Annotated in this window: 21 protein-coding genes; 5 read left to right on the forward strand and 16 right to left on the reverse strand. The window is 73.4% G+C overall.

What is annotated here, in order from left to right:
- Positions 1 to 2: 2 nt before the first annotated feature.
- From H5V45_RS10305 to H5V45_RS10370, 14 genes are all read right to left on the reverse strand, one after another.
- Entirely contained in the window at positions 3 to 1,343 is a 1,341-nt protein-coding gene (locus H5V45_RS10305) for an L-fuconate dehydratase (RefSeq protein ID WP_185252847.1), read from the reverse strand.
- Positions 1,340 to 2,314: an aldo/keto reductase gene (locus H5V45_RS10310; RefSeq protein WP_185252848.1), complete on the reverse strand. Its 975-nt coding sequence runs from the start codon at positions 2,312 to 2,314 to the stop codon at positions 1,340 to 1,342. The genes H5V45_RS10305 and H5V45_RS10310 overlap by 4 nt, the downstream gene beginning before the upstream one ends.
- Positions 2,311 to 3,507: an extracellular solute-binding protein gene (locus H5V45_RS10315; protein WP_185252849.1), complete on the reverse strand. Its 1,197-nt coding sequence runs from the start codon at positions 3,505 to 3,507 to the stop codon at positions 2,311 to 2,313. Before H5V45_RS10315 ends, H5V45_RS10310 begins: the two co-directional genes overlap by 4 nt.
- Complete coding sequence (locus H5V45_RS10320) at positions 3,504 to 3,956, reverse strand: MaoC family dehydratase (protein WP_185252850.1); 453 nt, start codon at positions 3,954 to 3,956, stop codon at positions 3,504 to 3,506. The genes H5V45_RS10315 and H5V45_RS10320 overlap by 4 nt, the downstream gene beginning before the upstream one ends.
- Positions 3,953 to 5,113, reverse strand: coding sequence for an extracellular solute-binding protein (locus tag H5V45_RS10325; RefSeq protein WP_343061501.1), 1,161 nt, complete (start codon positions 5,111 to 5,113; stop codon positions 3,953 to 3,955). Before H5V45_RS10325 ends, H5V45_RS10320 begins: the two co-directional genes overlap by 4 nt.
- A complete protein-coding gene (locus tag H5V45_RS10330) occupies positions 5,110 to 6,285 on the reverse strand; it encodes a CoA transferase (protein ID WP_185252851.1) in 1,176 nt (391 codons plus the stop codon). Before H5V45_RS10330 ends, H5V45_RS10325 begins: the two co-directional genes overlap by 4 nt.
- Entirely contained in the window at positions 6,282 to 7,088 is an 807-nt protein-coding gene (locus tag H5V45_RS10335; RefSeq protein ID WP_185252852.1) for an SDR family NAD(P)-dependent oxidoreductase, read from the reverse strand. Before H5V45_RS10335 ends, H5V45_RS10330 begins: the two co-directional genes overlap by 4 nt.
- Positions 7,088 to 7,963 (reverse strand): fumarylacetoacetate hydrolase family protein, encoded by an 876-nt coding sequence (locus H5V45_RS10340; RefSeq protein ID WP_185252853.1) that lies wholly within the window; start codon positions 7,961 to 7,963, stop codon positions 7,088 to 7,090. Before H5V45_RS10340 ends, H5V45_RS10335 begins: the two co-directional genes overlap by 1 nt.
- Before the next feature lie 43 nt (positions 7,964 to 8,006).
- Entirely contained in the window at positions 8,007 to 9,119 is a 1,113-nt protein-coding gene (locus H5V45_RS10345) for a Gfo/Idh/MocA family protein (protein ID WP_221633976.1), read from the reverse strand.
- Positions 9,116 to 10,081: a carbohydrate ABC transporter permease gene (locus H5V45_RS10350; RefSeq protein WP_185252854.1), complete on the reverse strand. Its 966-nt coding sequence runs from the start codon at positions 10,079 to 10,081 to the stop codon at positions 9,116 to 9,118. The genes H5V45_RS10345 and H5V45_RS10350 overlap by 4 nt, the downstream gene beginning before the upstream one ends.
- Positions 10,081 to 11,052, reverse strand: a complete 972-nt coding sequence (locus H5V45_RS10355) for a carbohydrate ABC transporter permease (RefSeq protein ID WP_185252855.1) — start codon at positions 11,050 to 11,052, stop codon at positions 10,081 to 10,083. Before H5V45_RS10355 ends, H5V45_RS10350 begins: the two co-directional genes overlap by 1 nt.
- Positions 11,053 to 11,166: 114 nt before the next feature.
- Positions 11,167 to 12,504 carry an ABC transporter substrate-binding protein gene (locus H5V45_RS10360; protein ID WP_221633977.1) on the reverse strand — a complete coding sequence of 446 codons (1,338 nt, stop codon included), beginning with the start codon at positions 12,502 to 12,504 and terminating at the stop codon, positions 11,167 to 11,169.
- A gap of 154 nt (positions 12,505 to 12,658) precedes the next feature.
- The gene (locus H5V45_RS10365) at positions 12,659 to 13,672 is read right to left on the reverse strand and encodes a LacI family DNA-binding transcriptional regulator (RefSeq protein WP_185252856.1); all 1,014 of its coding nucleotides are present in this window, start codon (positions 13,670 to 13,672) and stop codon (positions 12,659 to 12,661) included.
- Positions 13,673 to 13,733: 61 nt separating this feature from the next.
- Positions 13,734 to 14,930, reverse strand: a complete 1,197-nt coding sequence (locus H5V45_RS10370) for a CoA transferase (RefSeq protein ID WP_185252857.1) — start codon at positions 14,928 to 14,930, stop codon at positions 13,734 to 13,736.
- Positions 14,931 to 15,060: 130 nt separating this feature from the next.
- Between H5V45_RS10370 and H5V45_RS10375 the strand changes: the two genes are divergently transcribed.
- Genes H5V45_RS10375 through H5V45_RS10390 form a run of 4 tightly spaced genes read left to right on the forward strand, consistent with a single transcriptional unit; the run spans position 15,061 to position 18,429 of the window.
- The gene (locus H5V45_RS10375) at positions 15,061 to 16,083 is read left to right on the forward strand and encodes a zinc-dependent alcohol dehydrogenase (protein ID WP_185252858.1); all 1,023 of its coding nucleotides are present in this window, start codon (positions 15,061 to 15,063) and stop codon (positions 16,081 to 16,083) included.
- A complete protein-coding gene (locus tag H5V45_RS10380) occupies positions 16,080 to 16,841 on the forward strand; it encodes an SDR family oxidoreductase (RefSeq protein ID WP_185252859.1) in 762 nt (253 codons plus the stop codon). The genes H5V45_RS10375 and H5V45_RS10380 overlap by 4 nt, the downstream gene beginning before the upstream one ends.
- On the forward strand, positions 16,838 to 17,467 hold the full coding sequence (locus H5V45_RS10385; RefSeq protein WP_185252860.1) for a bifunctional 4-hydroxy-2-oxoglutarate aldolase/2-dehydro-3-deoxy-phosphogluconate aldolase: 630 nt from the start codon (positions 16,838 to 16,840) through the stop codon (positions 17,465 to 17,467). Before H5V45_RS10380 ends, H5V45_RS10385 begins: the two co-directional genes overlap by 4 nt.
- The gene (locus H5V45_RS10390) at positions 17,467 to 18,429 is read left to right on the forward strand and encodes a sugar kinase (RefSeq protein WP_185252861.1); all 963 of its coding nucleotides are present in this window, start codon (positions 17,467 to 17,469) and stop codon (positions 18,427 to 18,429) included. Before H5V45_RS10385 ends, H5V45_RS10390 begins: the two co-directional genes overlap by 1 nt.
- Before the next feature lie 116 nt (positions 18,430 to 18,545).
- On the opposite strand, the gene H5V45_RS10395 is transcribed toward H5V45_RS10390, so the two are convergent.
- Together H5V45_RS10395 and H5V45_RS10400 are read right to left on the reverse strand one after the other, a co-directional pair.
- Positions 18,546 to 18,980: a nucleoside deaminase gene (locus tag H5V45_RS10395; RefSeq protein ID WP_185254585.1), complete on the reverse strand. Its 435-nt coding sequence runs from the start codon at positions 18,978 to 18,980 to the stop codon at positions 18,546 to 18,548.
- Positions 18,981 to 19,003: 23 nt separating this feature from the next.
- A complete protein-coding gene (locus H5V45_RS10400) occupies positions 19,004 to 19,489 on the reverse strand; it encodes a tRNA adenosine deaminase-associated protein (protein WP_185252862.1) in 486 nt (161 codons plus the stop codon).
- 138 nt (positions 19,490 to 19,627) lie between these two features.
- Between H5V45_RS10400 and upp the strand changes: the two genes are divergently transcribed.
- Positions 19,628 to 20,272, forward strand: a complete 645-nt coding sequence (gene upp / locus H5V45_RS10405; protein ID WP_185252863.1) for a uracil phosphoribosyltransferase — start codon at positions 19,628 to 19,630, stop codon at positions 20,270 to 20,272.
- Positions 20,273 to 20,315: the final 43 nt, after the last annotated feature.

A 20,315-nucleotide genomic window follows, 5' to 3' on the forward strand; every position in this document is an offset into this window, starting at 1 on the left:
CCTCAGACGGCGGCGGGAGCGGCGGCACCGACGGGGCCGCCCGGGTGCCGGGTGGCCCAGTAGGAACCGTCGGGATAGGTGTACTCCGCCACGGACGCCGCGTGCATCTCGGCGGAGTAGCCCGGCAGCGACGGCAGCCGGTAGGCGCCGTCCTCCACGATGCACGGGTCGGTGAAGTGCTCGTGCAGGTGGTCGACGTACTCCGTCACGCGGTTCTCCACCGTGCCCGAGACCGCCACGTAGTCGAAGACCGACAGGTGCTGCACGAGCTCGCACAGGCCGACGCCGCCGGCGTGCGGGCACACCGGGACGTCGAACTTCTTGGCCATCAGGTAGACCGCGACGATCTCGTTGATGCTCGCCAGCCGTGCGGAGTCGAGCTGGCAGAAGTCGATCGCCCCGGCCTGGAACATCTGCTTGAAGAGCACCCGGTTCATCCCGTGCTCGCCCGTCGCCACGCCGATCGGCGCGACGGCACGGCGTACGGCGGCGTGCCCGAGCACGTCGTCGGGGCTGGTCGGCTCCTCGATCCAGAGCGGGTCGAACTGGGCGAGCTCCTTGACCCAGGCGATCGCCTGCGGGACGTCCCAGACCTGGTTGGCGTCGATCATCAGGTGCACGTCCGGGCCGATCACCTCGCGCGCGATCGAGCAGCGGCGGATGTCGTCCTCGAGGTTGGCCCCGACCTTGAGCTTGATGTGGCTGTAGCCGCTCGCGACCGCCTCGGCGCACAGCCGGCGCAGCTTGTCGTCGGAGTAGCCGAGCCAGCCGGCCGAGGTGGTGTAGCAGGGGTAGCCGGTCTCCTCGAGCGTCGCGATCCGCTCGGCGCGCGTGGGCGCGAGCTCGGTCAGCAGCGCGACCGCCTCGTCGCGGGTCAGGACGTCGGAGAGGTAGGTCAGGTCCGTGGCGTCCACAAGCTCCTCGGGCGTCATGTCGACCAGCAGCCGCCACAGCGGCTTGCCGGCGGCGCGGGCGGCGAGGTCCCACACGGCGTTCATCACGGCCGCCAGCGCGAGGTGCTCGACGCCCTTGTCCGGGCCGAGCCAGCGCATCTGCGAGTCGGACTTGAGGTCGCGGTACGTCGCCCCGAGGTCGCCCACCACGGTGGCCACGTCGCGCCCGACGAGCGGGGCGGCGCGGTGCTCGGCGGCCAGGCAGCAGACGTCGTTGCCCCGCCCGATGGTGAACGTGAAGCCGAAGCCGGACAGCTCGGGGTCGTCGGTGCGGAGCGCGACGTAGGTCGCGGAGTAGTCCCCGTCCTTGTTCATCGCGTCCGAGCCGTCCATCGACAGCGAGGTGGGGAACCGGACGTCGCTGATCTCGACGGCGGTGATGCGGGTCATGGGCCCTCCAGGGCTTCGGTGGCCGGCCGCGCGAGCGCGAGGTCGGTCCAGAGGTCGTCGGGGATCGTGCGGCGGTGCCGGTCGACGGCGTCGGCGACCTGGCCGGGGGCGGCGGCGCCGACCACGACCGAGACGACCGCGGGGTGGCGGAACGGGAAGGCCAGGGCGGCCTCGGGGAGCGAGACCCCGTGCGCCTCGCAGGCGTCGGCCAGCGCGTGCACGCGGGCCAGCAGCTCGGACGGGGCCGGCGCGTAGTTGTAGTGGGCGTCGGCGGCGGGGCGCGGGCGGGCGAGCAGCCCCGAGTTGTAGACCCCGGCTGCGACCACCCCGACACCGTGCGCGAGCGCGGCGTCGAGGAGCTCGTCGGCCTGCTCGAGCAGGGTGTGGCGACCGGCGCACATCACGAGGTCGACGTCGTGCTCGCGGACCAGCTCGGTGAGCGGGGCGGCGAAGTTCATTCCCGCACCGACCGCACCGAGCACGCCCTCCTCGCGGAGCTCGACGAGCGCCGGCAGCCCCTCGGCCAGCGCCTGCTCCCAGTGGTCCTCGGGGTCGTGGAGGAAGGCCACGTCGATCCGGTCGAGCCCGAGCCGGGTCAGGCTCTCCTCGACCGAGCGGCGTACGCCGTCACGACTGAAGTCCCAGACCCGTCGGGTGCTGGCGGGCACGTCGAAGCCCTCGGCGTCGCGGCGCCCGGCGCCGGCCGGGTCGTCGACGAGCAGCCGGCCGACCTTGGTGGACAGGACGTAGTCGTCCCGCGGTCGCTCGGCGAGCGCCCGGCCCAGACGGCGCTCGGCGAGCCCGACGCCGTAGTGGGGGGCGGTGTCGAAGTAGCGGATCCCGGCGTCCCAGGCCGCGGCGACCGTGGCGGCCGCGGTCTCGTCGCTGATCGCGCGGTAGAGGTTGCCGAGCTGCGCGCCGCCGAGACCGAGCTCGGTCAGCGCGAGCGCCCCGTGCGTCCGCGCCTTCATGACCGGCTCCCGCTGGCGCCGCGGGTCACCGCGTCGCCCAGCACGAGCTCGAGCTCGCGCCCGGCCCGAGCCAGGGCGGCGTCCGCGTCGGCGCCCTGCCACACGACCGCCTCGACGAGGTCGTTGAGCAGGTCGACGACGGTGGGCAGCTCGGGGATGCGGGGCAGCGGCCGGGAGTGGGCGTGGGCCGCCTCGAAGAGGGCGTACTCCGGGTGCTCGGCCAGCACCGTCGGGTCCGTCCACGTGCTCCGCCGCGCCCCGGAGGCGCCGGCGGCGGTCGTGGCGAGGTCCATCTCCGGACCGGCCGCGTGGCGGACGTAGGACCAGGCCCGGTCCGGGTCGGCGCAGGCCGACGTCACCGCCGTGGCCCAGAAGGCGTTGACGGTGGTGGTCGGGGTGCCGTCGTCGTGGGTCGGCGCGACGCGTGTCGTGAAGCCGGACCCGGCGACGGGGCCGGCGGCCGCCAGCGCGGCGTACCCCGCCCAGTTGACGGTGACGGCGACCCGGCCCTCCGCGAAGGCCGCGCCGCTGCCGTTGCTGTCGAGCGCGTGCGCGTCGTCGGGCACCAGGCCGGTCGCCAGCCCGCGCAGGAGGGCGAGCGCCTCGCGCGCCGCGGGCGAGTCGAGGACGACGGAGCGGCCGTCGAGCAGGTCGCCGCCGCAGCGCCACAGGTGCAGGACGAAGTCGTAGACGTTGTTGTGCCCGTCCGGCGCCCCGGCGAGCACGGTGCCGGCGCGGTCCGGGCCGTGCAGCGACACGGCCGCGGCGAGCAGGTCGGACCACGTGGCGGGCGCCGCGAGCCCGGCGTCGGCGAACGCGGCGTCGTGCGTGAACAGCAGCTGCGGGCCGTCGTGGAAGGGCACGCCCCACACCGAGCCGCCCCAGGTGACGCCCTCGCGGAACGACGCCGGCCAGGCGTCCGGCCAGTCGTGCGGGGGCCGGTCGACGAGCAGGCCGGTCAGCGGCCGGATCGTGCCGGCCGCGGCCAGGGCCGGGAGCCAGTCGGCCGGGACGACGAGCAGGTCGGCCGCCGCGGCCCCTGCTGCCACCGGCCCGAGCACGGCGGCCTGGAGCTCGGGCAGGCCGAGCCACGTGGCCTCGACGCTCCCGTCGGCCCAGGCGTCGCCGTGGGCGGCCACGGCCCGACGGAACCCGTCGAAGTCGCGGCCGAGCAGGCGCAGGGGCTCGCTCACGCCGCCCGCTTGTTGACCAGGTAGAGGTGGGTCAGCACCAGCACGGTCTCGCCGCGCTGGTTGGTCACCGAGACGAGCTCGTGGACGTAGCCGTGGGTGTCGGCCATCCGGGGGTGGTCGGCCTTCTCGGTGATCGCGGCGGTGACCGTGATGGTGTCGCCGATGAAGACCGGCTTGATGAAGCGGACCTTGTCGTAGCCGTAGGACATCGACTGCGGGTTGATGTCGCCCGCGGTCATCCCTACGGCGACCGACATGATCAGCGTCCCGTGCGCGATGCGCTGCCCGAACGGCTGCGTCGCGGTCCACTCCGCGTCCATGTGGTGGGGGAAGAAGTCCCCGGTCTGGCCGGCGTGCAGCACGATGTCGGCCTCGGTGATCGTGCGGCCCACCGAGGTGCGGCTCTCGCCGATCTCGTGGTCCTCGAACCAGCGGTCCTCGGTCCTCATGCGGACTCCTCGCTCAGGTGGTGGGTGGGGGCCGGCACCAGCAGGCGCTCGGCCTGCTCGCTCATCCGGCGGACCAGCTCGGCGTCGGTGATCTCCCCGCGCAGCGCCGCGGTCACCCAGGGGGACGTGGTGTCCTGGAACTCGATGTAGCCGGCGTACCGCGGCCGCACCCAGGCCTGCTCGAGGGTCTGGCGGGTGCCCCGGAAGAACTCCCAGGAGTCGGCGTTGAGCCGGTCGTCGTCCCAGGCCGGCGCGTAGCCCGGCTGGCCGCCGGCGTCGTAGTAGACCCCGGCCTGCACCTCGGGCGAGGCCACCCAGAGGGCGTACGCGCGGGCCGCGTCGAGGTCCGAGGCGTGCGCCGAGACGGCCACCCCCGCTCCCCCGAGCAGCGAGCCCGCGACACCGCGCGGACCGCGCGGGATGTCGACGTACCGCAGGCGGTGCGGGCGGAAGCCGGCGCGGGAGTAGTTCGTGTAGCCGAAGGCCAGCGGCGCGTAGGACCAGGTGTCCCCGGCGCTCAGCGCCTCGGCGACCTCGATCGGGTTGGCCGCCAGGCACCAGTCCGGCACCCGCTCGGCGAGCCGGTGCATCAGGTCCAGCAGCGGGGCCGCCTGCTCGGGCGTCAGGAAGGTGCCGGGCTCCGCGTTGACCGGGGTGCCGTGGTTGGCCGCCAGCGTCATCAGCGTCGAGAAGGCGTCGATCGGCTTCGCCGGCCAGAGCACCCGCCCCTCGTCGGCGAGGGCGAGGACCGCGTCCCAGTCCTCCGGGACGACGTCGAGCAGGTCCGGCCGGAGCACGGCGACCTGGGCGGCCGAGTCGGTGGCCAGGCCGTACTGCCGGCCCTCGTGGGCGTACGACGTGTGCGCGCTGCCGACCGCGGAGGCGGCGAGCGCCGCCAGCCGGTCGTCCAGCCCGTGGCCGTCGAGCGGGGCGAGCAGGCCCTCCGCGGCCGCGAGCGGCACGTGCGGGTGGTCGATCACGAGCAGGTCGTAGGCCGCGGCCAGCTCCTCGAGCGGGGCGTCGGCGAAGGCCTGCAGCGAGCGGAACTCCCACGTGACCTCGACGCCGGTCCGCCGGGCGTACTCCGCCGCAGCCGCCACCTGGCAGTCGTAGCCGCGGGGGTGCTCCCACGTCATGCCGCGCAGCCGGGTCGTCACGAGACGCCCTCGTGCTCGCGGGCGGCCGCCACCTCGCGGCGGACGGCCTCGGTGTGCTCGCCCAGCCGCGGTGCGGCGCGGTCGCTGCGCAGGTCCCGCCCGTCGAGCCGCAGCGGGCCACGCGTCGTGGTGAGGCTGAGGTCGCCGGTGGACACCTGCTGCGTCATCGCGATCGCACGGAAGCCGTCGTGGGCGACGAGCTCCTCGAGGGTCAGCACCGGCGCGCACCACACGTCGGCGACGTCGAGCACGGCCAGCCACTCGTCGCGGGTGCCGGTCACGAGGCGCTCGGAGATGAGCCGCTCGATCTCGTCCTGCAGCTCCCACCAGGCGGTCGGGTCGGTCATCGACGCGAGCTGGTGGATGTCGAGCAGCCGCCCGATGGTGGGGACGGGGTTCATCGCGATCGCGAGATAGCCGTCGCTGCACGGGTAGATGCCGTACGGCGCGGAGAGGAACGCGTGCGCGGACCGCTCGCCCTTGCGCTGCACCGCGATGGTCGGGTCGTTGAGGCGCGTGGTGAGCAGCTCGAACTGCAGGTCGAGCAGCGCCTCGAAGAGGCTGGTCTGCACGAGCCCGCCCCGACCGGTGCGGAAGCGCCGCACGAGCAGGGCGGTGATGCCCTGGGCGAGGTGGCAGCTGGCGAGGTGGTCCGCGACCGCGACGCCCACCGGGACCGGCGGGTCGTCGCTGGAGCCGTTGAGCCACGGCAGCCCGGAGATCGCCTGGGCCAGGAGGTCCTGGCCGGGCCGGTCCTTGAACGGTCCGCTGTCGCCGTACCCGCTCACGCTGCCGTAGACGAGCGTCGGGTTGAGCGCGCGCACGGAGTCGTAGTCGAGCCCGATCCGCTCCATCACGCCGGGGCGGAAGTTCTGGATCATCACGTCGGCGGAGGCCACGAGCTCGCGGACGAAGGCGAGGTCGTCGGGGTCCTTGAGGTCCGCCGTGACGGACTCCTTGTTCCGGTTCATGGCGTGGAAGGACATGCTGTCGTCGCCGGCCATCCGGCCGGCGAAGGCCAGCGTGCGGCCGAGGTCGCCGCCGCCGGGCCGCTCGACCTTGATCACACGGGCGCCGAGGTCGGCGAGGCGCAGCGCGGCCACCGGCCCGGCGAGGAACTGGCTGAAGTCGAGGACGGTGATCCCCTCGAGCGGCAGCGGCAGCTCGCTCACGACCCGGCTCCGCTCTCGTCGGTCTTCTGCACCGGGCGCACGCGCAGGTGCGTGACGCCGCCGTCGACCTCCAGGGCCGTGCCGGTCGTCGAGCCAGAGCGCGGGCTGGCGAGGTAGGCGACCGCGTCGGCCACCTCGGCCGGGGAGACCATCCGGCCGGTCGCCTGGCGGGCGTCCATGGCGGCCTTCTCGCGGACGGGGTCGGGGAACTTCGCGAGCATCCGGTCCACGAACCCGGTGTGCACGGTGCCCGGCGAGACGCAGTTGACCCGGATGCCCTCGCCGACGTGGTCGGTGGCCATCGCGTAGGTCAGCGCCAGCACGGCGCCCTTCGAGGCGTTGTAGAGCACCCGTTGCGGCAGCCCGTTGAGCGCGCCGATCGAGCACATGTTGACGATCGCCGGGTGCTCGGAGGCGCGCAGCAGCGGCAGCGCGGCGGCGGTCGCCCGCGCGATGCCGACGACGTTGACGTCGAGCACGCGGTGCCAGTCGTCGTCGCTGAGGTCCTCGACGGTGCCGACCGCGCTGATGCCCGCGTTGTTGACCAGCACGTCGAGCCCGCCCAGCTTCTCGGCGACCTCGTCGATCGCCGCCTGCACCGAGGCCCGGTCGGTGACGTCGCACCGCACCCCGGTCAGGTGCTCGGGCAGGGCGGAGGTGTCGAGGTCGAGCGCGGCGACCCGGGCGCCCCGGGCGGCGAGCTCCTCGGCGATGGCCAGGCCGATGCCCGCGCCACCGCCGGTCACGGCGGCGACCAGGCCGGCGTACTCGCCGGTGCCGCTCGCGGCGTCCACGGTGCTCATCACGCCTGCCCGAAGGTCTGGCAGGCGCGGCCGAGGCCGGTGATCTCGAGCTCGACGACGTCGCCGGCGCGGAGGTACGGCGCGTCCGGGAGGCCGAGCGCGACGCCGGCCGGCGTGCCCGTGTTGATGACGTCACCGGGCTCGAGCACCATGAACTGGCTGAGGTACCAGATGACGTGGTCGACCCCGAAGAGCATGTTCGCGGTGGTGCCGTCCTGGCGCTTGACGCCGTTCACGGACAGCGAGAGCCGCAGGTCCTGCGGGTCCGGCAGCTCGTCGGCGCTCACGAGCTCCGGGCCGAGCGGGTTGAAGGTCTCGCAGCTCTTGCCCTTGTCCCACTGGCCGCCGCGCTCGAGCTGGAACTCGCGCTCGGACACGTCGTGGCTCAGGACGTAGCCGGCCACGTGGCCGCGGGCGTCGGCGGGCGAGTCGAGGTAGCGGGCGGTGCGGCCGACGACGACGCCGAGCTCGACCTCCCAGTCGGTCTTGGTCGAGCCGCGCGGGACGAGCACCTCGTCGAAGGGGCCGACCACCGTGGAGGGGTCCTTCATGAAGACGACGGGCTCCTCGGGCAGGGTCGCCCCGGTCTCCTCGGCGTGGTCGCGGTAGTTCAGGCCGATGCAGACGATCTTGCCCGGGCGCGCGAGCGGCGCGCCGACGCGCAGCCCCTCGGCACCGGCGAGCGGCTCCAGGGTGCCGGCCTCGAGGGCCGCGGCCACCAGGTCGAGGCCGCCCGCGGCGAAGAACGCCGGACCGACGTCGCCGCCCGCCCCGGTGCCCGGCGTCCCGAGGACGGGGCGCAGGTCGAGGTGGGTGCCGTCGACGACGACGGTGGGGATCTCCGCACCGGCGGGGCCGAGTCGGGCGATTCTCATGGTGGTTCCTTCCGGGGAGGTGCGGGGGTGCGCCGGGTGGCGCTCAGTGCGGGGCGGCGTCGTACGGCGGGGGCACCCCGCCGGCGGCCGTGGCGAGGTAGCCGGCCTCGACGACGGCCATCGTGCGGAACACGTCGTCCACCGAGGTCGGCAGCGAGTCGATCGAGCCCTCGAGGTAGCGCTGCAGGACGCCCATCGAGCCGATGAACGCGTCGGGGAACCACGAGCCCTCGAACGGCACCGGCTGCCAGCCGGCCTCCGGGTCGTCGGCGAGCCACGCCTCGAGGACGTCGGGGCCGCCGCGCGGGTAGTCGAGCAGAAGGCCGAGCTGGGCGCGGACGGCACCGCGGGTGCCCTCCCACTTCACGAAGCTCTCCTCGTAGCCGTCGCCGAAGGTGTGGTCGTGGTTGGTCGAGACCACCACGCGCACCGGCCGGTCGCCGTAGTGCAGGACGAGGTTCGTGCGGCTGTTGGCGTGGCTGCGTGCCGGGTTGCGCACGGTCGTGCCCGAGACGCCGGTCGGGTCACCGAGGAACGAGCGCACCAGGTCGAGGTAGTGGACGCTGTGCATGTTGATCTCGAGGCGGTCGAGGTCGAGGACGTAGGGGAACAGCTCCCAGGGGGTGTTCACCGAGACGCGGACCTCGAGGTCGTAGAGCTCGCCGATCGCCTCGCTCGCCACGAGGGCACGGGCGGCCGCGACGTACGGCGCGAAGCGGAGCTGGGTGTTGACCGCGGCGACCAGGCCCTTGCGGTGGCAGACCTCCAGCGTGCGCAGGCCCTCGTCGAGGTGGTTGCCGAGCGGCTTCTGCAGCAGCACGGCGGCACCGTCGGGGAGCTGCTCGAGGACCTCGACGTGGGCCTCGGGCGGCAGCGCGACGTCGTACACCGCGTCCGCGGGAGCGGCCGCCACGGCCGCGGCGACGTCGGCGTGCACCTGGTCGACGGCGTACTCGTCCGCGAGCGCCCGGGCGCGGTCGACCTGCAGGTCGACGATCGCGGCGACCGGGAAGCCGGCCTTGGCGTACGCCGGGAGGTGGGCGTCCCGCACGATGCCGCCGGCCCCCACGACCACGATCGGCCGCGGGGCGGTCGGCAGGTCGAGGGTGTACCCGGGGTGCGGGCGCAGCTCGGGGCGGTCGTACCCGGCGCTCACCCCTTCACCGCCCCCACGGTCTCGCCCCGGATGAGGTAGCGCTGGGCGAAGATGAAGACGGCGAGCAGCGGCAGCATGCTGAGGAACGTCGCCATCGCGAGCTGGGGCATGTAGAGCTTCACGTCGAGGCCGGCCGCGACCGTCGGGTTGAAGAGCGGGCTGGCGCCGATGAGCTCCTGCAGGCCGATGGAGACGGTCTTGTTGTCCTGGTTCGACGAGAGCAGGGCGAGCGGCAGGAAGAAGTTGGTCCAGTTCGCGACGAAGGCGAAGAAGACCACGAGGACCGTCGCCTGCTTGCTGATCGGCAGCGCGATGCGCAGGAAGATCGAGACCTCGCTGAGCCCGTCGAGCCGGGCCGCCTCGACGAGCTCGGCCGGCATCGTCGTGAGGTAGTGGATGTAGGAGAGGTAGACCCCGAACGGGAAGAACCCCATGATCACCGCGACCGGCCACAGCTCGCCCACGGCGCCGACGGCGTTGACCTCGAGGAACAGCGGGATCACGAGCACCGTGTTGGGCATGACCATCGTGATCAGCGTGACGATCAGCATCAGCCGGCGGCCGCGGTAGCGCAGCCGGGCCATCGCGTAGCCCGCGGGCAGCGCGGCGACCACCGCGATGATGGCGCCGCTGCCGGCCACGATCAGCGAGTTGGTCATCCACTGCGTGAAGAGCCCGCCGTTCGGCCCGAAGCCGTTGACCTGCGACCAGCTGAAGACGGCGTTGTCCCAGGAGACCCCGCCGAGGCCGAGGAAGCCGTCCTTGCCGGCCTGGACGTTGTCGTTGTCGCGGAAGGCCATCGCGATGAAGCCGACCATCGGGAAGACGAAGATCGCCGCGACGAACAGCATGGTGACGACCCGGGCGAGGCGTCCGACGGTCCACGCGCCGGGGCCGGGGCCCGTGCGACGGGCGGCGCCCTTCGTGGACCGGGGTGCCCGGGTGGCGGCCTGCGTGCTCATCAGCTCTCCTCGCCGAAGAGGCCGCTGCGGAAGACGATGACCATGCCGATCCCGAGGGTGATGACCAGGAGGATCAGCGACATCGCGGCCGCGGCGGGGAAGTTGTAGTTGCTGAAGGCGAACGCGTAGCCCAGCTGGGTGGGCGTCCACTGGTCGGGCAGCGCGTTCGAGGCCACCTGGTCGAGCAGCTGCGGCTCGAGGAACAGCTGGAAGCCGTAGGCCAGGTTCATCAGCGCGGCGTAGCCGAGCCACGGCCGGATGATCGGCAGCTTGACGTGCCAGGCGAGCTGCCAGGCGTTGGCCCCGTCGAGGCTCGCGGCCTCGAGGGTCTCGGCGGAGATGCCGTTGAGGCCGCCGTTCACGACCACGATCCACGAGCCGACGCCCTGGAAGAACATCATCGCCGTCAGCACGAACGGCAGCTGGCCGGGCGTCGCCACGGCCTGCTTGATGGTCTCGACGCCCATCGCGTGCCAGAAGCCCTCGATCGGCGACTGGCTCGGGTTGAGGAGGTAGACCCACAGGACGAAGTTCGCGATCCCGGCGAGCGCACCCGGGATGAAGTAGACGAAGCGCATCGCGGAGCCGAAGCGGCCCGGGCTGGCGTGGATCAGCAGCGCCAGCGAGACGATGCCGATCATCATGATCGGCAGCCAGATCACCAGGACCGCGCCGATGTTCATGAACGTGTCGACGAAGCGGTAGTCGCTGACGACGGTCTTGTAGCTGTCGATCCCGCCGAAGCCGCTGGTCGGGTCGAGGGGCGTGGGCGCCCGCTTGAGCGACGTCTCGACGGCATACCCGATCGGGATGACGCCGGCGATCATCAGCAGGACGACGTACGGCGACATCAGCAGCCAGGCGCCGCGGGCCTCGCTGGGCCGCGAGACCCGGGTGCGTGGCCGGCGGGTCGGGGTCGGCGCCGGCGGGGGTGGAACTGCCTGCCGTTCCTCTGTCAGACCCGTCGTCATGCTGGCTTCTCCTTGGTCGTCACGGCTGCGTCTCTCCTCGGTGCAGGGGTGATGAGGGGTGGTGCGGGAGTGGAGCGGGCCGGGTCGAGGAGACGCCCCGACCCGCTCCGGTCCTCACTTGACGGTGTAGCCCATCGCCTTGGCCTGGTTGTTCAGCTCGTCGTCGAACGCCGACCAGGCGTCGTCGATGCTCTTGCCGTCGACCAGCGCCGGCGTGATCGTCTCGGTCCAGACGCTGCCGGTGTTGTAGAGCATGTAGGCGTGGTCCGGCTTGACGTAGCCGATCGCCGACTTGAACGCCGCGAAGGTGGTGTCGTTGTCCGCGAAGTAGTTCGCCTTGGCCTGCTTGGCGATCCACTGGTCCTGGACCGGGCCGTACGCCGGGAGGCCGGTGGTCAGGTCGACCTGCCAGGCCGGGTCGGTCGCGACGAACTCGGCGAACTTCAGGGTGTTCTCGAGCTCCTTGCCCTTGATGTGGTTCGAGACGCCCCACAGGCCGCCGCCCTCGTCACCGGTGCTGGGCTCGCTGTCGCCCTCCCAGGTGAGCGGGTCCACGGCGGTCATCTGGCCGGCCGGGATCTTCCACGTCTGGTTGAAGAGGTAGTCGCCCCACCAGACGGCGCCGGGGCTCATCACGAGGTCCTTGCCGGCGGTCGCGGCGTCGGCGTCGAAGATGCCGAGCGTCGAGAGGGCCTTGCCGTCGAGCATCGTCGAGAGCAGGTCCTTGGCCCGGGTGCAGGTCGGGTCCGACAGGTCGATCTTCACGTCGGTCGCCGACTGGCGCGCGTTGGTCGGGCAGCCGCTGGCCCACAGGTAGCGGTCGGGGGCGTAGGCGTCGCCGGTGAACCCGCTGATCTTGCCGGGGTTCTCCTTGGCGATCTGCACGGCGAGCTGGGCGTACTCCTCCCACGTGGTGGGCACCTTGTAGCCGTTGTCGTCGAAGAACTTCTTGTTGTACCAGAACACGTCCGGGGCGGCGTCGTTGCGCAGGCAGCGGATCTGGTCGTCGATGTTGCACGGCTCGATGACGGCCGGGTCGTAGCCCGAGATCACGTCGGGGAGCAGGTCGGTGAGGTCGGCGGTGTAGTTGATCTGCGCGCCGGCCGCCCAGGCGATGTCGTCGTTGGACGGGAAGAAGATCGCGTCCGGCCAGCCCTTCTTGGCCTGGTTGAACTGCGCGAACTGCTGCTGCAGCGACTTGCCGCCGACGGTGCCGTCGATCTGGTTGATGGTGATGTCGATGTCGGGGTTGGCCTTCTTGAACGCCTCGGCGGCGGGCACCCGGGGCGGGTCGACCCACACCGTGATCGCGCCGCCGGAGTCGGTCTGGTTCGACGCCCCCGTGCTCGCGTCGTCACCGCCGCCGCAGGCGGCGAGGGCGAACATGGCCGTGGCGCTGAGCACCGCGGCCGACAGGCGCTTCTTCCCGAGACGAGCGCTGGATGACTTCATGGGACTTGCTCCTTTGGGATTCTGGTCCTGCCGCGTCTGTTCTCGGTCGATGGCGCCCTCGCGGCTGCTCAAACGTTAGACCTACGTCACAGGTTGGTCAATCGTTTGACGTGACGACGTTCACTTTTTTCCGACGAGCTTCCCGACACCCCTCTCAGGAGGGGTACGGCGCCGTGGACTCACGCACGATCAGCTCCGGCGCCGGGTCTGTGATGACCTCGTCGACCATCGCCCCGGTCTCGATGCGGGCGATCACGCCCCGCACCGCGGTGCGCCCCATCGCGTAGAACTGCATCTTCACCGCGGTCAACGGGGGCCAGGTGTTCTCCGCGGTCCAGGAGTCGTGGACGCACACGACCGACAGGTCGTCCGGCACCCGGATCCCGTGGGCGCGGGCCTCCGCCAGCAGGCCGACGGCGGCGTTCACGTTGGCCACGACGACCGCGCTCGGGCGCACCTCGAGCGCGAGCAGCCGGCGTAGGGCGGCCCGACCGTTGGCAGCGGTGTAGCCGAGCCGCAGCTCGCGGGTCCGGTCCACCGCGATCCCGGCGTCGGTGAGGGCCCGCTGGTAGCCGACCCGGCGGCGCTTCGCGGTGAACGAGCGCGGCAGGCCGTTGGCCAGCACGATGTCGCGGTGCCCCAGGTCGACCAGGTGCTGGGTGGCCAGCCGGGCGCCGGTCTCGTCGTCGAGGGCGACCGAGCCCACGTGCCCGGGGTAGGCCGAGTTGATGAGCACGATCGGCGCGTTGGAGGCGAGCAGGTCGCCGAGCCCGGCGGGCGGCACGCCGTCGCCGACCTGGACCACCATGCCGTCGACGCGGCCCTCGCCGATCAGCCGTTCGATCACCTCGCCTCCGGGGCGCACGTCGTCGGAGCGGCCGAGGAGCACGGTGTAGTCGCACGCCCGGGCCTCGTCCTCGGCGCCGTGCATGAGCTCGGTGAAGAGCGCGTTGGTCAGGTCCGGCACGACCAGGCCGATCACCTGGGTGCGCGCCGACTTCAGCGCCCTGCCGGCGAAGTTGGGGCGGTACTGCAGGTCGCGCGCGGCGTCGACGATCCGGACCCGGGTCGCCTCGCTCACCCGTGCCGAGGGGTGGTTGCTGAGCACGCGCGACACGGCCGAGATCGACACGCCGGCACGTGCCGCGACGTCACCCAGCGTGGCCATGGTCCGCAGCCTACTGTCGCCGGGCCCTGCCGGGACCGGACCCGCGGAGTCCCCCACGATCTCAGCCGCGATCTCCCCCACCGTCCCGCAGCAGGTCGTGCACGTCGCCGTCCTCGCCGAGACGGGGGGCCGCCTTGCGGTTGCGGAGGACCTGGCCGTCCAGCCGGATCGGGCTGCGGGTGGTCGTGAGCCGGACGGGGTCGCCGCCGGCCGGATCCGGCCGCTCGACCTCCTGCGTCATGCCGATCGCCGCGAACGCCTCGTGCTCGAGCATCGCGTCGAGGGTGAGCACCGGGGCGCACCAGACGCCCGCCGGGTCCAGCACGTCGAGCCACGCCGCGGTGCTGCGGGTCGCGAGGACGGCGGCGAGCTCGCGCTCGATGCTCGCGCGCTCGCTCCACCACCGCTCGGGGTCGTCGATCGCGGCGAGCGTGTCGCTGCCGACGAGGCGGCCCAAGTCGTCCACGCGGGCCATCGCGATCGCGAGGTGGCCGTCGGCCGTCGGGTAGGTGCCGTACGGCGCCGCCAGGTGGGCGTGGGCGGAGTGGGGACCGCGGGCGGGGGCGGGCGCCTCGGGCGTCCCCGGCGCGTCGTTCAGCGTGGTCGTGAGGAGCTCGAGCTGCAGGTCGAGCATCGCCTCCAGCAGGCTGGTCTCGACCAGGCCGCCGACTCCGGTGCGGACCTTGCGGACCAGCAGCGCGGTGACGCCCTCGGCGATGTGGCAGCTCATCAGGTGGTCGGCGATCGCGAGGCCCACCGGGACGGGGTGCTCCTGCGTGGCGCTGAGCCACGGGACTCCCGCCACCGACTGGGCCAGCAGGTCCTGGCCGGGTCGTGCCGCCCACGGGCCGGCGGCGCCGTACCCCGTCGCGGAGGCGTAGACGAGCCCCGGGTTCAGCGCCAGGGCGGAGGCGGCGTCGAGGCCGATGCGCTCCATCACGCCGGGGCGGAAGTTCTGGATCAGCACGTCGGCGCGGGCCACCAGCTCCTTGACGGCGGCGAGGTCGTCGGGGTCCTTGAGGTCGGCGACGACGGCCTGCTTGTTGCGGTTCATCGCGTGGAACGACAGCGTGTCGCCGTCGCGCCAGCGGCCGGCGAAGGCGAGGGTGCGGCCGATCTCCCCGGCGCTCGGCCGCTCGATCTTGACCACGCGGGCGCCGAGGTCGGCCAGGCGCAGGGCCGCGACGGGGCCGGCGAGGAACTGGCTGAAGTCGAGGACGAGCAGGCCGGCGAGGGGCAGCTCCGGGGTGTCGCTCACGGGCCCTCCTTACAGGGCGGCCCGGGGGTCGCTCCTTGACATCTGATCAATCGTTTGCGCAACAATAGGCCCCGGCCCGGTCCCCGGCAACCCGCCCCGCACCAGTGGCCCACCGAGCACGAGGAGCACCATGCAGAGCGCGGCGTACGTCGGAGACAGGACCATCACGGTCGACGAGGCGGAGGCCGTGGCCCCCGGGCCCGGGGAGGTGCAGGTGGCGGTGGCCTACGTGGGCATCTGCGGCACCGACCTGCACATCCTGCACGGCGCCATGGACGCCCGGGTCAGCCTGCCGGCGGTCATCGGGCACGAGATGTCCGGCACGATCGCGGTCCTCGGCGAGGGTGTCGCCGACTGGTCGGTGGGCGACGCCGTGACCGTGATGCCGCTGGCCTGGGACGGCACCTGCCCGGCCTGCCTCGCGGGCCACCAGCACATCTGCCAGAACCTCGACTTCGTCGGGATCGACTCCCCCGGCGCCCTCCAGGGCCGCTGGAACGTCCGGGCCGACCTGCTCGTCGCGCTGCCCGAGGGCCTCTCCCTCGAGCACGCCGCGCTGGTCGAGCCGGTCGCGGTCGCCGTGCACGACGTACGCCGCTCCGGGCTCGGCGCGGGCGACCGCGTCGTGGTCCTCGGGGGTGGCCCGATCGGCGTCCTCATCGCCGTCGTCGCCCGCGACGCCGGGGCCGAGGTGCTGCTCGGCGAGCCGGACGCCGGCCGTCGGGCCGCGGCCGAGGCGCTCGGCTTCGACTGCACCGACCCGACCAGCGGCAACCTCACCGACACGGTCGAGGCCTGGACCGGCGGTGCCGGCGCCGACGTCGTCTTCGAGGTCTCGGGGGCTCCCTCGGCCGTGCTGGCCGCGACCGACATCGCCCGCGTGCGCGGCACCGTCGTGGTCGTCGCGATCCACCCGCAGCCGCGACCGGTCAACCTGCAGCGCGTGTTCTGGCGCGAGCTCACCATCGTCGGCGCCCGGGTCTACGAGCGCACCGACTTCGAGCGCTCGGTCGAGCTGCTGCACGCCGGAGTGGTCCCGGCCGACGCGCTGATCACCCAGGTGGTGCCGCTGACCGAGGTCGCCGAGGCGTTCCACACGCTCGAGCAGGGTCGCGCCATGAAGATCCTCGTCGACTGCCGGGCCGGCGCATGAGCGGCCTGTTCGACCTCACCGGGTCCCTCGCCGTCGTGACCGGCGCCCGCCGCGGCATCGGCCGCGCGATGGCCGAGGCGCTGGCCGCCGCCGGCGCGGACGTCATCGGCGTCAGCGCCCAGCTCGAGGACGACAGCGAGGTGGGCCGGGCGGTCGAGGCGACCGGACGGTCCTTCGAGGGTCGTCGCTGCGACTTCGCCGACCGGGACGCCGTCGTGGCGCTGGGCACCGAGCTCGCCGGCCGGGAGCGCACGCCGGACATCCTCGTCAACAACGCCGGCACCATCCGGCGCCAGCCCGCCGCCGAGCACGGCCTCGACCTCTGGGACGAGGTGATCGCGGTCAACCTGTCGTCGCAGTTCGTCCTCACCCAGCTGCTCGCGGCGCCGATGCTCGCGCGCGGGCGCGGCAAGGTGGTCTTCACCGCCTCGCTGCTGAGCTTCCAGGGCGGCATCAACGTCCCTGGCTACACCGCGTCGAAGTCCGGGATCGCGGGCCTCACCAAGGCCCTCGCGAACGAGTGGGCGCCGCGCGGCGTCAACGTGAACGCGATCGCCCCCGGCTACATCGCCACCGACAACACCCAGGCGCTCCAGGACGACCCGGAGCGCTCGGCCTCGATCCTCGGCCGGATCCCGGCCGGGCGCTGGGGCCGCGGCGAGGACCTGGCGGGCGCGACGGTGTTCCTCTGCAGCGCCGCCTCCGACTACGTCGACGGCGTCACGCTGCCCGTCGACGGGGGCTGGCTCGGCCGGTGAACGCCCTCGTCGAGCGCCTGGGCCGGGACCGGTTCCTCCCGGTCGCGGTGCTCGACACCCCGGGTGACGCCGTACCCCTGGTCGAGGGGCTGGCGGCCGGCGGACTCGGCCTCGTCGAGGTCACGCTGCGCTCGGCGGCCGGGCTGCCGGGGCTCGCGCTCGTCGCGGGGCGCACGGACGTCCTCGTCGGCGCCGGCACCGTCCTGACCGTGGCGCAGGTCGACGCGGTGGTGGCCGCGGGGGCGGCGTACGTCGTGACGCCGGGCTTCAGCCCGGCCGTCGTCGAGCGCTGCCTCGAGCTCGGGGTCCCCGTGCTGCCCGGGGTCGCGACGCCCGGCGAGGTGATGGCGGCGCTGGCGCTCGGCCTCGACACGGTCAAGCTCTTCCCCGCCCGCGAGCTCGGCGGTCCGGCGATGGTCGACGCCCTGCGCGGGCCGTTCCCGGGGCTGCGGGTCGTGCCGAGCGGGGGCATCACGCGGGACGTCGCACCGGACTACCTGCGGCGACCTGGCGTGCTGGCCGTGAGCGGCAGCTGGGTCACACCGCGCGGCCCGGTCTCCGCCGAGGCCGTCCGGCAGGCGGCCCGGGCGACCGTGGCGCACCTGTCCGCCGGGGTGGACGCCTGATGGCCGGGCTGCTCACGCTCGGCGAGACGCTGGCCCTGGCCGGCGGCGCCGCCGTCGGGTCGCTGGCGCACGTGCCGTCCCTGCAGCTGGGGATCGGGGGCGCCGAGAGCAACGTCGCGATCGGCGTCCGACGCCTCGGCGGCGAGGCGGCCTGGATCGGCCGGGTCGGTGCCGACTCCCTGGGCGAGCGGGTGCTGCGCGAGCTCCGCGCCGAGGGGCTGGCCCTGCACGCGACCGTCGACGACACCGCTCCCACCGCGCTGATGGTCAAGGAGCGCCGGACCGCCGCGACCGCGCGGGTCTGGTACTACCGGACCGGCAGCGCCGGCAGCCGGCTGGACCCGGCCGACGTCCCGTCCGACCTGGTGGCCGCCGCCTCCGTCCTGCACGTCACCGGGATCACCCCCGGGCTGTCGGCGTCGGCCCTGGCCGCCACGGAGCGGGCGCTCGACCTCGCCGCGGAGCACGGCGTCCCGATCTCCTTCGACGTCAACCACCGGGCCGCGGTCTGGGCGGGACGCGACCCCGGGCCGACGTACCGCTCGATCGCGGAGCGCTCCGCCGTCGTCTTCGCCGGCGACGACGAGGCCCGGATCCTGCTCGGCACCACGGCCACCGACCCGGCCGAGCTGGTGGCGGGGCTCGCGGGGCTGGCCGGCGGCGCTGCCAGCGCTGGCGACGCGGTGCTCAAGCTCGGCGCCGACGGCTGCCGGGCCCGGATCGACGGCGTCGACCACGAGGTCGCGGCGGTGCCGGTGGCCGTGGTCGACAGCGTCGGCGCGGGCGACGCGTTCGTGGCGGGCTACCTCGCCGAGCTGATGGCCGGCCGTCCCGCCGCGACCCGGCTCGCGACCGCCGTCCGCTGCGGCGCCTTCGCCTGCCTGACCACCGGCGACTGGGAGGGCCTCCCCCGCCGCGCCGAGCTCGCGCTCCTCGACGGTGGGGAGCCGGTCGTCCGCTGAGGGTGCCGCGCGGTGTGCGGCCCTTGTCACGCCCGGTTATGGGATCTGGGGACCCGTTCGAACGGGACCCTGGTTGCCATAACCGGGCGTTACAAGCCCGGTCAACGCCCGCCCGATCAGCCCCGGTGCTCGCGGAAGAACGCCTCCAGCAGCGCGGTCGACTCCTCGGCGAGGACGCCGGAGATGACCTCGGGGCGGTGGTTGAGGCGGCGGTCGCGGACGACGTCCCAGAGGCTGCCGACGGCGCCGGCCTTGGGATCGAAGGCGCCGAAGACGACGCGGTCGACGCGGCTGAGGACGGCGGCGCCGGCGCACATCGTGCAGGGCTCGAGGGTGACGACGAGGGTGCAGCCGTCAAGGCGCCACTCCCGGCGTACGCCGGCAGCCGCGCGCAGCGCGACCACCTCGGCGTGCCCGGTGGGGTCCGCGTCGGCCTCGCGGACGTTGCGGCCGGTGCCGAGGACGGCGCCGTCGGGGCCGAGCACCACCGCACCGATCGGGACGTCGCCGGTCGCGAGGGCGGCGCGCGCCTCGGCCAGGGCGGCGAGCATCGGCTCGCTCCAGGCGGCGCGGCTCACGCGGTGGTGAGGCCGATGGCGTCGTCGAACAGCTCGCCGAAGCCGAGGCGACGGGCGATGTCGGAGAGCATCTCGTCGGGGTACAGGTCGACGTCGTCGAGCAGCACCGCGAGGTCCATCGCGTGCATGCCGAGGTCGCCGAGCAGCTCCAGGTCGCCGGCGGGGGCGGACTCGTCCTCGTCCTCGGGCATCGGCAGGTGCAGGAAGTCGACGGCCGAGCTGGCCAGCTCCCACTCCTCGGCGGCGGTGAAGTCGGAGAGCAGCACCCGCACGTGCGCGCCCGCCACCCGGACGATGACGAAGAAGTCCTCGTCGATCGCGATCATCCCGACGGCGCCGCCGTCCCCGGGGAAGCGTCGCAGCGCGTGGGCGAGCGTGCCGATCTCGGTGAGGACGTCGTGGGCGAGCTCCTGGACCTGCCAGACGCCCTCCTCGCGGTAGGCGGCGACGGCGAAGTCGACGGCATCGGTCTGTTCGGACATGTCGCTCCTTCGCTGGGCACGGCCGGCCGCACGGGGCCTGCGGACGCTCCCAGAGTGACAGAGACGGACCCCACGGCCAACCCCCTTCCGGGCCGGTGCCCACGGGGGCGTCCGCCCCGGCTGGACTAGGGTTCGCCCATGCGCACCCATGTCGTGGACCACCCCCTCGTCGCCCACAAGCTCACCGTCCTGCGCGACGAGCGCACCGACTCCCCGACGTTCCGTCGGCTGGCCGACGAGCTGGTGACGCTGCTGGCCTACGAGGCCACCCGCGACGTGCGCGTCGAGCCCGTGGACATCGTCACGCCGGTGTCGCCGACGACCGGCGTACGCCTCGCGACCCCCAAGCCCCTGGTCGTCCCGATCCTGCGCGCCGGCCTCGGCATGCTCGACGGCATGATGCGGCTGCTGCCGACCGCCGAGGTGGGCTTCCTCGGGATGGTGCGCAACGAGGAGACGCTCGAGGCGTCGACGTACGCCGAGCGGCTGCCCGACGACCTGTCCGGCCGGCAGTGCTACGTCCTGGACCCGATGCTGGCGACCGGCGGCACGCTCGCAGCGGCGATCCGCTTCCTCACCGACCGCGGCGCCGACCACATCACCGCGATCTGCCTGCTGGCCGCGCCCGAGGGCTGCGAGCGGCTCGAGCGCGACCTCGAGGGCATCGACGTGCCGGTCACCGTCGTGACCGCGGCGATGGACGAGAAGCTGAACGAGAAGGGCTACATCGTGCCCGGGCTCGGCGACGCGGGCGACCGGCTGTACGGCGTCGCGGCGGGCTGACCGCACGCCTGCGGGCGCCCGTGGACGACCGCGGGCGAACCGC

It is taken from the genome of Nocardioides luti (assembly GCF_014212315.1).
Taxonomy (GTDB): domain Bacteria; phylum Actinomycetota; class Actinomycetes; order Propionibacteriales; family Nocardioidaceae; genus Nocardioides; species Nocardioides luti.

Coding starts and splice junctions, on each gene's coding strand:
- H5V45_RS10305 (WP_185252847.1), bottom strand. CDS start 1,343: ATGACCCGCATCACCGCCGTCGAGATCAGCGACGTCCGGTTCCCCACC.
- H5V45_RS10310 (WP_185252848.1), bottom strand. CDS start 2,314: ATGAAGGCGCGGACGCACGGGGCGCTCGCGCTGACCGAGCTCGGTCTC.
- H5V45_RS10320 (WP_185252850.1), bottom strand. CDS start 3,956: ATGAGGACCGAGGACCGCTGGTTCGAGGACCACGAGATCGGCGAGAGC.
- H5V45_RS10335 (WP_185252852.1), bottom strand. CDS start 7,088: ATGAGCACCGTGGACGCCGCGAGCGGCACCGGCGAGTACGCCGGCCTG.
- H5V45_RS10340 (WP_185252853.1), bottom strand. CDS start 7,963: ATGAGAATCGCCCGACTCGGCCCCGCCGGTGCGGAGATCCCCACCGTC.
- H5V45_RS10350 (WP_185252854.1), bottom strand. CDS start 10,081: ATGAGCACGCAGGCCGCCACCCGGGCACCCCGGTCCACGAAGGGCGCC.
- H5V45_RS10355 (WP_185252855.1), bottom strand. CDS start 11,052: ATGACGACGGGTCTGACAGAGGAACGGCAGGCAGTTCCACCCCCGCCG.
- H5V45_RS10360 (WP_221633977.1), bottom strand. CDS start 12,504: ATGAAGTCATCCAGCGCTCGTCTCGGGAAGAAGCGCCTGTCGGCCGCG.
- H5V45_RS10365 (WP_185252856.1), bottom strand. CDS start 13,672: ATGGCCACGCTGGGTGACGTCGCGGCACGTGCCGGCGTGTCGATCTCG.
- H5V45_RS10375 (WP_185252858.1), top strand. CDS start 15,061: ATGCAGAGCGCGGCGTACGTCGGAGACAGGACCATCACGGTCGACGAG.
- H5V45_RS10380 (WP_185252859.1), top strand. CDS start 16,080: ATGAGCGGCCTGTTCGACCTCACCGGGTCCCTCGCCGTCGTGACCGGC.
- H5V45_RS10390 (WP_185252861.1), top strand. CDS start 17,467: ATGGCCGGGCTGCTCACGCTCGGCGAGACGCTGGCCCTGGCCGGCGGC.
- H5V45_RS10395 (WP_185254585.1), bottom strand. CDS start 18,980: ATGCTCGCCGCCCTGGCCGAGGCGCGCGCCGCCCTCGCGACCGGCGAC.
- H5V45_RS10400 (WP_185252862.1), bottom strand. CDS start 19,489: ATGTCCGAACAGACCGATGCCGTCGACTTCGCCGTCGCCGCCTACCGC.
- upp (WP_185252863.1), top strand. CDS start 19,628: ATGCGCACCCATGTCGTGGACCACCCCCTCGTCGCCCACAAGCTCACC.